Raw genomic sequence first — 12315 nt, forward strand, 5'->3', positions numbered from 1 at the left:
ACATTCTGAAGTGCCTTTTCGCAGTAGCTTCTTTAAAAATCGATATTAAGAGAGACTTTACAAACCCGTGTGTTTGACAATATAGGCTTTCATTGTCTCCACATTCGTGCTCATGACTTCAAAACGTTGCGCCAAGGTCTCAATGTTTTCAAAACCTGCTGGACGCTCAGCATCTCGTCCCAGTGCCTCTTGAATAGTTTCATTGAATTTTGCAGGTAAGGCAGTTTCCAGAACGATCATGGTGACATTTTCTTGCCAATGTTCGAGCGCAACTTTGATGCCGTCGGCAGTGTGCGTATCGACCGTAATACCGTATTGTTTCTCAACTTGACGTATCGTTTGCAAACGATCTGCATGGACTGATTTACCGGAAGCGAAACCGAATTGTGAGATCTTTTTAAACTCATTACCATCACTACCTGGCGCACCGGACAGATCAAAACCGCCTTCAGTTTCCACCTTTTTAAACAGCAATTTGACGCGCGCAGTATCGCCATCTAACAAATCACAGATGAAACGTTCAAAATTTGACGCTTTAGAAATATCCATCGATGGACTGGTGGTGTGGTAGGTCTCAGCTGATTTGCGAACACGATAAACGCCAGTTCGGAAAAATTCATCGAGCACATCATTTTCATTCGTCGCCACCACCAACTGTGCAATCGGCAACCCCATCATACGTGCGATATGACCAGCACAGATATTGCCAAAATTACCGGACGGCACAGTGAAAGAGACCTTTTCATCATTGCTACTGGTCGCTGCCAGATAACCACGGAAATAATAAACCACCTGTGCTACCACGCGTGCCCAATTGATTGAATTAACAGTACCAATCTTTTGACGATTCTTAAATTCCAGATCATTCGACACGGCTTTTACCATGTCTTGACAATCATCAAATACGCCTTCTACCGCAATATTGAAAATATTCGGATCTTGCAGGCTAAACATTTGCGCCGTTTGAAATGCGCTCATTTTTTTATGCGGAGACAACATAAAGACACGAATTCCTTTTTTGCCACGCATCGCATATTCAGCAGCACTACCTGTGTCACCAGACGTTGCACCAAAAATATTTAATTCCGCACTATTTTTCGCCAATGCATACTCAAACAAATTACCCAGCAATTGCATCGCCATATCTTTAAATGCCAACGTCGGGCCATTCGACAAGGCCTGTAAAACCAACTTCTTGCTATTCTTCTCTTCTAAAGTACGCAAAGGTGTAATCGCCTGAGCCGACTCATCGCTACGCGCGTTTTTATAAACATCCGCCGTGTAAGTTTTAGCGGTAATCGCTTTTAGATCCGCTTCTGGAATATCCGTCGCAAATTTGCGTAAAACTTCAAACGCTAAATCGGCATAACTTAAAGAACGCCATGCATTCAATTCCGCTGGCGTTACTTGTGGGTAGGTTTTAGGCAAATACAAACCACCATCGGGCGCTAAACCACCTAGTAAAATTTCAGAAAATTGAATGGAAGAATCAGAGGATGCTGCGTAACCACGGGTAGACAGGTAATGCATGATTGAGAATGAAAGATAAAGTGAAGATAAATAAGAAAAGTCGAAATTCTTCTTAATTATATCTTGCAATGCAGCAGAAATTTCAGAGAGAACCGAATTATTACGAAACTTCAGGCGAATTTTCAATGGGGAAATCGTTTTTCAGCGTTTTCTTGCTTTGCACCAATCTGAATACTCGGCGTTAAGGCAAGACTATTGCACTATCTACAAATTTAGCTCATGTTATTAGATAAATTACTTATTAACTATCAATTCATAAAGCCCTAAGCGATCATGCTGAGTATTTCAGGCTCAAATGGCACTCCCTCGGCTTTAAACTGATCAAAATAACGCCTCGCATCGGCTTTCCCCATCTCAATTAGTTCTGCGTGCGTTGTACTGCCAGTATATAAAGCGGTATCGAGTGGCAATGGCCGTGCCGGTTTAATCAGATGCAAGGTGATGGGCTTATTGTGGCCATAAACAATTTCACCCTTGGCAATACGTGCATTGATTTCTTTTATTTGCAGCAGCTCTTTAATTAAGGCGCCATTGGCACTCATTTCTAGCATTTGCACGTATAAATTGATCGGATTTTTTCGATATTGTTTGATATTGCCCATAATCCAAATCAACCATAATTCATTCGCTCCACGCTTCACGGCATCCAGCAAATTCACATCTTGAATAAATCCGGAATCGAGAAAAACTTCGTCATTGATTGTGACTGGTGGCAAAGTGCCTGGCAAGGACATACCTGCCAACAAAAAATCCTCGGTAATATCTTGATGCAAAATCAACTGATTCATTTTTTTGCCAAAATTACAGACATTAAAGCTACCCTGCACACCGGTCGCCGCGCGGATCTTATCGAAATCAATACCCAAATGTGGGTAGACTTTTTGTCTGAAGCCTTTGGCAGAACTGGATGCCACGAATTGAGGCGGCCATAGATAATTCAGAATGGGCATGAACGAAATCGTATTGCGCATCTTCATACTACGCCAGCGTTCACACATCTCATCGACATTTAGGCCCGATAGCAGCATCGCTAAATTCAAAGAGCCGCCCGACGTCCCGTCCATCAATTGAAACTTTAAATCATGCGCAAAAATCTCAGTCAAGGCGCCAGCTGCGTAAGATAAACGTAAACCACCGCCAGGCAGTAATAAAGCTCGGGGAGTAGTCAAAGACTGATCTCCTGCAGCGCCCTGCGGAATATGTGCTAATGCCATGAATTTTCTCTTTTTCTTTTCTTTTATTGCGGTGGGATTGGGGCGTCTGGCGGCGACAACCAAGCTTCACTCTGCGTCAGATTGATGACCGATTCAAAGCCTTCAGGCACCTTCTTGGGCAACTCATCAAAAGTCAAAAACCAGCTTTCAATACGATCATCCAATATTGCCGTGATTGAAGGTAAGTAAACCGTTGCCATCGCGGCCCCTATATTCAATTCCTTCATCGCTTGCAATCGTGGATGGTCACCAATCACAAAACGCGCTTTGGCTTTACTAAACAAATTAAAACCAAAATTCGTATTTAAAAAAATGTCTGACTTCATTAACATACCGCGAAACGAACAGTAATTCGATGCTTGCATCTTGATCGGCCACGACGTGCTTGTGGGCTTGTCGATTTCTACATAGGTCACTAACTTTCCATCTAAGTCATACTGACTACTGACGGTGCGCTCGTTGATCTTAAAATTCAAATGACCTTGATGTTTAGGCATACCCCAAATACCTTTGCCTCCCTTCACGGAGACCTCAGAAGACACAGGCAGATCAACGACGTACTGACCGGTGTTAAACCATTTCATAAAAATTGCGGGTAACAATCTTGGTGCAGGCTTGGCGCCATGGGTACAGGCGATAGCAATACTGTATTCAATGTACTTACCGATCGGCGTTTCGCGATAATCAATCACCGTCACCACTAATAATCCCTTGCTCCACAAACGCATAGGATGTATGCCCGTAGGTAAAAAATCTTTGGCTTTTTCTGCATCAATAGGAAAAACCGCCATCAATGCCGGTGAATTCACAGCACCTACGGGCAGTTTAAATGGAATACCATCCACCAAAGCAAAACGTCCCATGTAGTCTTTAATGCGCTTTGGAATACCAAACATAAATAGCTCCTAGTTTTTTTCTAACTCAGCAAGAATTAAGGGATAGGTGTCGATAGCCGCCCGCTTACCAATAAACACATCCAGGTGACCGTAGTTAGGTAAGACATGTAGACTGTGGAAATTACTTAGTAATCCATCAAAGTAAGCATGCGTTTTGATTTGACTATCAGGTAAAAAACACAAATTATCCGCACCGGCAAAAAACGCAAATCGTGCTTTTGTTTTAGGTGCTTGCGCGACGAAGCTGACAGGTAAATCCGGTAAGTTTTGTACCGATAACAGATGTCCTGCGCGGACGCAGCGTGTGATCTGTTTAAAGAATGTCAGAGGCACCGCCGCGAACTCATGTACAAGCCAATCCCCGTGTGTCGCCTCATTTAGGTTTTCGTGACTCCACAAAGCAGGAAAACCACTCCCATAAGTAAAACTGACTTGCTTACATACTGGCCGATCGCATTCATGATGCGTGAGACTAATCAGCCCAGAAATGAGTTTCGCAGGAACAGTAGGCGCATCAATACCCCAGTGCGGATTGAGGTACTTGGTCATCGCTGCCACCATAGGCAGCATCCAATTAAGTTTAAATGCTGACCATGTGGGAACGACAGGATGTAAGGACACTGCGTTACTCACAATCACATTCACTTCGGGTACCAGGCCAGCGACGGCCGACATCATAAAACTGGTCGATCCCTGGCAATGGATAATCGCCTTAATGCTACTAGCACCAGTTTCTGTAATGACCTTTTTCACGGCCTGCGGATGATCGTACAAAGCCGCCTGATCAAGCGTCCATTCATTTTCAGGAAAATCAATACTGGCGCGCCAATTTTCTAACCAGACGTCATAGCCATCCGCGACTAAAGCGTCAACAAGATTAGTCTCAACGGGCGCACGAAAAATATTGGCTCTCACACCAGCACCATGTACCAGCAGAACTGGACCTTTGGTGGGCGCCTGACTAGCATGTCGGACATTGATTAAATTGAGCGGAAAACCGTCACCTGCATTAAATGGGATCACTCGTTCATGATAGTTTCTTGACTCGTTCTTCACTTGCGTCGTCATAAAGCATCCTTGGTTCAAATATCAACTGAAATTTCTTAGGATTTAAGCCCGCCAACGCACGCTGCCGTCTTCACCTAACAGTGCCTCGTTTATATCAGCGCCATCTAGAGTTACGACCGCATAACCATTCAAAACGCGTTCAGGATAATTGGGATCGCCAGCGAGTTCAGTTTCATACCAAACCACGCCCTCATCCGCCTCAAGTTCACTTGCTACACCACAGGGAATCGCTCCATGACCAACGCAACGACCTTTGAAATTACCTACCGTTTGATAGCAGATACCATTATGCAAATGTCCCCAATACCAATAGTCAGGCTCTCGCCCCAATGCTTGCTCGACTTGTTGATACAAGGCAGTTTTATCGTTACCGAGTGCTGAATACGCTTCGTGATGGCTCAGCACGAGTACCCGCTTATCCTTAGGAAGTTGTGCCAACCAGGCCAGTTGCCCGGCATCCAAGACGCCCTCCATATACATGTCTGCGCATTTTGAAAAATAGGCGCTGTCTAACCCTACCACCATCCAAGAGTCATTTTCCAAGGCAAAATAGCTACAGCCATTTTGCAAAGGAAAACTACGCGCTAGCTCCGCAAAGTAACCAAACGCGCCGTTATACATTTCATGATTTGAGTTCAAAGTAAAACTACCGCGTGTTCCCTGAGGCCAATCGCGCATATTGTTTTGCTCTTGTTCATCCGTTCCGGCGTAATAGACATCGCCCAAGTGAATACTAAAATCAGGCTGTAGTTGCGCAACTAAGTTTGCGATTTTGCTGGAAGGTGCATTCGTTTCGAAAGAACCTGTACCCCAGTCACCGACGATGGCCAACTTCAATTGATTTGGCACTTTCAGCACGGTCGGCTTATGCGAAAATGGTGCCCGGCACAACCAATGCTCTAGCCACTCGACCAAAGCTTCAGCCCAACGCGGATCAAGCAACTCCCATTGTCTGCAACCTAGTAAAGTGCCGTCAGAACGAACGATAGTGGGAAATTCTTCAGGTGTTTTAGGTAGCGCCTTAGCGCCATTTAACAGACCTAATGCATCTAAGCCATGCACCATTTCCCAAGGTAGTTCGTTTTTCTCACGCACTGCATTTGGCAGCATTGCCCTCTCTGCTTGCTGGTGCGCTCTTTGCAATAAATCCAATATCGCCGCCCTCTGAGTGATATCTTGTCTAAGATCGTTGCTCACATCAGTTCTAAGTTTATCCAAGGCTGTGCGCGCTCTTTGCTGCAATCCAAACAAGTGCGACTCCAAACCAAAAGCAATACTTTTCAGTTCTGAGAATGACATGATTACTCCGAAAGAATTAGATTATTGGATAAAAATACAGCGTTCAAAATCAAGATTTCTCATCCTGCTTGCCAGCCAAAATGCCACCATAGTTTTCCCAAAGGACACCGGCAAAATACTTGCCAAAACGCGCAATCGCGGCGATGCGCTCTTGTTCATTCTTTGCATTCGACACTTTCATGGTCGTCATTTGCTTCACGAAATCGCTAGGCTGTATATGCAAGACGCCCGAACCAAGCACTTCACCACGTTTATCGATACCACGATAAACCGTGACATATAAAGTACTAGTGTCATGCCAAATTTTGAACGGGCTATGATCACTAGGAACTGACTTAAATGCGCTGAAATAATAGTTGTTGCCATCTTCGGCAATCGCGCGCATGTTGTAGTTCATGTGTCGCACACCAACTTGTTCTGGGTAGACTTCAAATAAATTAAACACACCATGCGTCACGGTCATGGGTTTGGCTGATAGAGCTGGCGCCGTTAAAGTGCCCGCCATCGTGGCTGGATGCTTAGGATCGCTAATCAACTTCTCCAAGTCATCCGAATCGACAGTAATCGTAAAGCTCATCGCGGAGTCATCCGATTTACCACGTTGATAGGCTTGCTCATACAAAGGCAAATTCGTACTCGCCGCTTGTGTGAAGGCAGTCGAGAAATAGCCGGTCATGGTTTCAGTAAACTGTATGCCCAATTTATCTTCAACAACCGAACGTTTGGGTGCAGACGGCAAGGTGTAATCAATTGCCCACCCTCGATCTTGTGCCAGCAATTGCATTGCACGTTCTGAAATGGCAGAGATGGTGAGCAAGGGATTGACCGCCAACGACGTCGGAATCACGGAACCATCGGTGACATACAAATTATTGTAAACCGCAGTACCGCTCTTTCCAGAAAACACCTGTCCTTTATGATTGACGACTGCTTGAGCTGCATCCTCACCCATAACACAGCCGCCCAAAGGATGAACTGAGACGATCGCGTGTTTAAATAAATCGCTCCAGATTGGGTTCGGCACATAGATCCCATCCAATGCTTTCGTCGCCGCATTCAGACGTGCATTGCCTACCTCTACATTTTCTGCTGTGCCGACACCAGGCCAGTCTATTCGCAGTTGGTTTTTAGCATCTAACACCATGCGACCTTTAGAATCGTCATGGCTCATAATCAGATAAGTTTGTGTGTTTTGAATTGCGCCAAAATAAGGTCCACGCCATAAACTGGCCCAAGAGCGGGCTTTTTGTTTGACCCTATCCATAAAACTAGGTGCATCATTTTTTCCGATCAAGTCGCCCGTCGTAGACAACATCGGCAACATGATCTTACCAATCGCCCCCGGAATAGAACCTTCTTCGATCACCATGCGATGTTCATATTTGGTCTGGTCTCGCAGATCTATAACAGAAGTAATACAGGGACCAACAGGCAAGCGATCCGCTGGCTTACTGTCGCCAAAACCTATGCCATTGATTTTTTGTGTCGTATTAAAACCAAACCCTAAAATATCGCCATTGCCACTAAAGTGATGTCCAAGCTGATCGGATAAAGGCAGCCCCTTCTGTTGAGAACGCAGCATAATTTCGGTGGATCCCAAAGTTCCGGCCGAAACAATGACGATATCCGCTTTAACAAACTGCGTCGGCGCATCAAATTTTTCACGCCCTGTACCCACGTACTGATAATGCACAAGCCAACCATCTGCCGCTTTTTCTATATGACTGACCGCAGTCTGGCAAAAGATCTCGGCGCCGTGGTTCCATGCATCTGGCAGATAATTCATTAAAGTCGTATTTTTAGCTTTGTTATTACAGCCGGAGACACAGTCACCACAATTATTACAAGGGAGCTGTTCGACGCCGACATGATTTTTATTGTTTGGAAGAGACTCAAAATTGACGTTAATCGGTGTGCGATAGAATTCTTTCACTTGTCCCATTTTGTTGGCGGAATGTTGGTGTGCTGCCATTTTCGCTAGAGGAGCATTCGTTTCCGGATACGGATTAGGTTTCAGCATTTCACGCGCTCGGGCGTAACCGTCTCTCAGTAAAGTATCGCGGTGTTCACGAATAGAAAGTGGCCAACGAGTATCGTCAAACACATCAGGCTTGGCTTCTAATGAGACGTTGGCATTGATCAAGGAGGTGCCGCCCAAGCCACAACCCACCAACACGTTTTGCTGTTCATTCACGTGAAAATCAAACAGACCAGTACGTGAACCTATATGTCCATTCGGCTCGTGCAGTTGAAATTGTTCCGCGGCTTGGACCAAAGTATTAGGATAGTCTCCAGGCAGAATTTCTTTACCACGCTCTAACAGACCAACACGACGACCCGCACGTGCCATACGTGAAGCGGCAATGCCACCACCATAACCGGAGCCAATTACAAGCACCTCGTAATGTTGGGCAATTTGGTCTATAGGCGAGGCAATTCTACTCATATCGATCTCCGTTCGTTGTGGCAATTGTTTTTTTTAAAAAAACATTAGTAATTTTAAGTTACAAAAAAAGAATAACTTTGAAAGAATACCACTTTAATATTACAAATACTTAGTTGTTAATATTTTTACGATTAAAAGACAACACTCTATTCAGAAATAAAAAATAGCACTAGTCAATAAGTAAAATGTTTACAATACTTAAAACTCAAACAAATCTGGCAAAGGAAAGCTAAGGATGAAACCAACATTACAATTCGATCAACTGTATATCGTCTCGGATCTGCATTTTGGTGGTGAGCCTGGTTTCCAGATTTTTGGTTCGCAGGCAGAAATGATTTGGCTGATTCAACATTTAACTCAGCTCGATAGCGACCAGCAAATTGGTTTAGTAATTAATGGCGACTTTATTGACTTCCTAGCAGAAGCGCCGTCTCGGCATTTTGACCCTGATGGTGCGATTAAGAAATTGGAAAGAGTCGCGCTACAAGATCCTACATTCGGGCCCATTTTCAAGGAACTCAAAATCTTTTTGAGTACCCCCAATCGTAAGTTAATCATCAATTTGGGCAATCATGATTTAGAGCTAACCCTACCGTGGGTACGTGAACGATTGATTGAAATATTGACCGATAATAATGAGCAGGCACGAGCAAGACTCAATATGATATTTGACGGATCCGGTGTGTTTGCCAACGTTGGTAACAAATCTGTGCTCTGTGTACATGGAAACGAAGTCGATGCATGGAATCCAGCTGATTTTGAAAAACTCCGACAGATAAGTCGTGACTACCAGTTTGGTCGTCCAGTAGAAAATTGGATCCCGAATGCGGGCTCGAAAATGGTCATTGACGTCATGAATCCAGTCAAGCGTAATTACCCTTTTGTCGATCTGCTCAAGCCTGAAGCCGAGGGCGTGGTACCCACCCTGCTCGCCTGCGACCCAAAACAATTAAGTAATCTCGACAGCGTATTGGGACTAGCGGGTGCAGCGGGCTCGTGGCTACAAACTAAAATATCAAAACCAAGGGGTATGCTTGGAGAAGAAAGAGAAAACGTAGCTGCAGCTGGAAGTGTCGCTGGTAATTCCACTGGTCTGACGCAAGCACTGATCAATCGTAATTTTCCTAGCAATGGCAGAAGCATTAGTACCGGCAATATAGCTGGCAGCGATGCGGCAAACATGTTGCTCGCGGCAGAACAACAAACGCTAAGCGGCGTCAATCCCTTAAATTTGGTACAAGGCAAACAGGCTGAACAGCTCGGTGGTTTGGGCGCCTTTATCAGTTGGCTCAAAGACAAATCGCCTTCCGAAGTACTACGCGAAGCCTTGGACAAACTCGATGAAGACAGAAGTTTTGACCCAACGGCAATCGACGAGACTTTTACCAGCTTAGACAAAGAAGTCCAAGGCAATATCGACTACCTCATCGCCGGGCACACGCATCTGGAACGAGCATTGAAACGACAGAAAGGAAACGGCTACTACTTTAATAGTGGCACTTGGGCACGCTTGATTAAGATAGAGCCAGCGACTCGACAAAGCCCTGAAAAATTCAAAGCGCTCTTCGACATATTGAAGAGCGGCACCATGGCAAAATTGGATGCAACACCGGGGCTCATTTCTAAATTTTGCACTGTCGTCGCTATCGTCAATGATGGGCATGGCGTGCTCGGTGAATTACGTCATGTCACAAGCAATGCGTCGGGAGCAGCAGGATTTAGTGCCGTCGCTGGCAGTCAATTGAGGAGTAACTAATGCGTACCATCACCTTGGAATTGCTACGACACGGTCCGGCACACAATCAATTATTGTCGCCTTTAACCGACTATCTTGCGTTGTGCGGAAACCATTCTGCCGTATCATTTCAAGTTCCCTCGGAACACAATCAAATGATGTATCGCCTGCGGGCATTGAGCTATATCTTGAGTCAAGAATCACGAGGCTTCCAGCTAAACGATACCGCACGCATGATGGGCGATTTGTTTGGCAAGATTCCGGGATTGACAGCAAACTTAAATCGCGATTGCAAAGATCATCCTGAAAATACGGAAAACGTGACCCACCTGCGTTTAATTCTTTCCTCATCAGAATTAGCGTTATTGCCTTTCGAACTGGCCATCGCACCAAGCGGATTTCCCGGTGCGGGTCAGCATCTCTCTTTGCAACCCCAGGCGCCGATTTGCATCACTCGTGAAACACGGCGCATTCCAGAAGAATGTCTGGTATGGCCAAAGCGTCCTAAAATACTCTTCGTGTTCGCATCACCTCCGGGGTTAGACACAGTACCTGCACAATCCCACTTATTGGCATTGCGCCAGGCAATTACTCCCTGGTTAGCGCTAGCCGACGATCTCTCTGGTGACGAACGCAGTCGCATTGTTGCGGAGCATTTAGGCGTGATCGCCAATGCTACCGTACAAACTTTGGAACAGGCTTGCGCTTCTGGCAGCTATACGCATATCCACATTCTGGCGCACGGAGTCAGCCTCGATACTGATTACGACCAACGTTATGGACTTGCATTCCATTCCGATAGCACTGAAGATGGACGCGAAATCGTTTCAGGCGAGCGCTTAGCCACCATATTGCGCGCACCACGACTAGCCGAACCAGGTAGTTTCAATCGCCCAGCTGTAGTCACCCTGGCGAGTTGCAACGGCGGCAACGTTGGCAGCGTTGCTGGTGTAGGGGCGAGTATTGCCCATGCACTGCATGATGCAGGCATTCCTATGGTCATCGCCAGCCAGTTCCCACTATCCTTCGGCGGCTCGGTTATGATGGTGCAAGACTTGTATAGGGGACTACTATGGGGTGAAGATCCACGCAAACTCTTGATCAGCTTACGCCGCCGCTTGCATTCATTTTTTCAAGAAACTCATGATTGGGCAAGCATCACAGCCTATACCTCTCTACCTCCAGATTTTGACAAGCAATTGCTAGAAGCCAGTATTTCCCAAGCAAATAGCGCTATCGATGCGTCTCTACGCAATGCTGATCGGGTTTTGCATATCTATTTGGCGCAAAGTAAACGCGCAGAGAAACGTTCTGTAAATTCCTTCACCGACAATTTGAATGCGGCGAAACAACAAATCGTGAATGCCAAGCAACGCCTACTCAGTTTGATCGATACTAACCCAGAGCAGGAAGCACAAATACAAGGACAGCTAGCCAGTACACAAAAACGTGAAGCTCAGTTGCGCTTTCACGCAATTCCAGATTGGCAACTTGCCGATGAAACGGAGAGAAATCAGGTCATACATGATTTAGATTTGGCTCGCAGTCGCTATCTAAAGGCAGATCAACTTGATAAGGAGAGTGTCTGGGCGCAGGTTCAATACCTGTCATTGAGCTTACTATTGGCCTCTGTGAAAAACCAAACTGCGATTCCAGCATTAGCAGCACACGACATATTAGCTATCTGGCTCATGGCAGAAGTTCGCATAAAAAATGCAATTACCACCCAAGAAAACGATAGTAAGGCATGGTCATATGGCTATCTGGCAGAATTATATTTATTGGCGCCACTGATTCCACAATTACGTGAAATACGTCCTGCGGATACGTTTCAAGCGATGGCCATTGACGCCGCTAAAATGGTATCGACATTGATGGGGCGCGACTCTATACATATCTACTCTACGCGTCGCCAAATATCTCGCTACATCAACTGGCTTGGTGTCATTTCGAACGATTTTAGTCAATTGGAAGCCACTGCAAAGAACATCATCGCAGCACTGCCGGGTAGCGATAGACTGAGCAGTTTCTATTAATACGTATCATACTGACCGACTTGGATCGTGCCATAAGACCTTAAAAACTTGCCGCGTCAGCGCCGCGCGGCAAGACTTAGAAAGACTACCT

The 12315-nt window shown here is 45.6% G+C and carries 8 protein-coding genes; 2 read left to right on the forward strand and 6 right to left on the reverse strand.

What is annotated here, in order from left to right:
- Positions 1-57: 57 nt before the first annotated feature.
- The 6 genes from thrC to ACO0KZ_RS15790 all read right to left on the reverse strand — a co-directional run bounded on the left by thrC (position 58) and on the right by ACO0KZ_RS15790 (position 8453).
- Positions 58-1530 (reverse strand): threonine synthase, encoded by a 1473-nt coding sequence (thrC, locus tag ACO0KZ_RS15765; RefSeq protein ID WP_422996896.1) that lies wholly within the window; start codon positions 1528-1530, stop codon positions 58-60.
- A gap of 263 nt (positions 1531-1793) precedes the next feature.
- Positions 1794-2744, reverse strand: a complete 951-nt coding sequence (locus tag ACO0KZ_RS15770) for a patatin-like phospholipase family protein (protein ID WP_422996898.1) — start codon at positions 2742-2744, stop codon at positions 1794-1796.
- A 23-nt stretch (positions 2745-2767) separates the two neighbouring features.
- Positions 2768-3640 carry an acetoacetate decarboxylase family protein gene (locus ACO0KZ_RS15775; protein ID WP_422996900.1) on the reverse strand — a complete coding sequence of 291 codons (873 nt, stop codon included), beginning with the start codon at positions 3638-3640 and terminating at the stop codon, positions 2768-2770.
- Positions 3641-3649: 9 nt separating this feature from the next.
- A complete protein-coding gene (locus tag ACO0KZ_RS15780) occupies positions 3650-4708 on the reverse strand; it encodes an esterase (RefSeq protein ID WP_422996902.1) in 1059 nt (352 codons plus the stop codon).
- 42 nt (positions 4709-4750) lie between these two features.
- Positions 4751-6007, reverse strand: coding sequence for a metallophosphoesterase family protein (locus ACO0KZ_RS15785; RefSeq protein WP_422996904.1), 1257 nt, complete (start codon positions 6005-6007; stop codon positions 4751-4753).
- 49 nt (positions 6008-6056) lie between these two features.
- Positions 6057-8453, reverse strand: coding sequence for a GMC family oxidoreductase N-terminal domain-containing protein (locus ACO0KZ_RS15790; protein WP_422996906.1), 2397 nt, complete (start codon positions 8451-8453; stop codon positions 6057-6059).
- Positions 8454-8688: 235 nt separating this feature from the next.
- Between ACO0KZ_RS15790 and ACO0KZ_RS15795 the strand changes: the two genes are divergently transcribed.
- Entirely contained in the window at positions 8689-10209 is a 1521-nt protein-coding gene (locus tag ACO0KZ_RS15795) for a metallophosphoesterase (RefSeq protein WP_422996908.1), read from the forward strand.
- Positions 10209-12224, forward strand: coding sequence for a CHAT domain-containing protein (locus ACO0KZ_RS15800; RefSeq protein WP_422996910.1), 2016 nt, complete (start codon positions 10209-10211; stop codon positions 12222-12224). The genes ACO0KZ_RS15795 and ACO0KZ_RS15800 overlap by 1 nt, the downstream gene beginning before the upstream one ends.
- The last annotated feature ends 91 nt before the right edge of the window (positions 12225-12315 follow it).

The sequence above is a fragment of the Undibacterium sp. Di24W genome (genome assembly GCF_049340325.1).
Classification (GTDB): Bacteria; Pseudomonadota; Gammaproteobacteria; order Burkholderiales; family Burkholderiaceae_D; genus Undibacterium.

What these genes read in the sequence shown, in the direction of transcription:
- ACO0KZ_RS15780 (WP_422996902.1), bottom strand. Translation starts at nt 4,708, where the DNA reads ATGACGACGCAAGTGAAGAACGAGTCAAGAAACTATCATGAACGAGTG.
- ACO0KZ_RS15795 (WP_422996908.1), top strand. Translation starts at nt 8,689, where the DNA reads ATGAAACCAACATTACAATTCGATCAACTGTATATCGTCTCGGATCTG.
- thrC (WP_422996896.1), bottom strand. Translation starts at nt 1,530, where the DNA reads ATGCATTACCTGTCTACCCGTGGTTACGCAGCATCCTCTGATTCTTCC.
- ACO0KZ_RS15785 (WP_422996904.1), bottom strand. Translation starts at nt 6,007, where the DNA reads ATGTCATTCTCAGAACTGAAAAGTATTGCTTTTGGTTTGGAGTCGCAC.
- ACO0KZ_RS15770 (WP_422996898.1), bottom strand. Translation starts at nt 2,744, where the DNA reads ATGGCATTAGCACATATTCCGCAGGGCGCTGCAGGAGATCAGTCTTTG.
- ACO0KZ_RS15790 (WP_422996906.1), bottom strand. Translation starts at nt 8,453, where the DNA reads ATGAGTAGAATTGCCTCGCCTATAGACCAAATTGCCCAACATTACGAG.
- ACO0KZ_RS15800 (WP_422996910.1), top strand. Translation starts at nt 10,209, where the DNA reads ATGCGTACCATCACCTTGGAATTGCTACGACACGGTCCGGCACACAAT.
- ACO0KZ_RS15775 (WP_422996900.1), bottom strand. Translation starts at nt 3,640, where the DNA reads ATGTTTGGTATTCCAAAGCGCATTAAAGACTACATGGGACGTTTTGCT.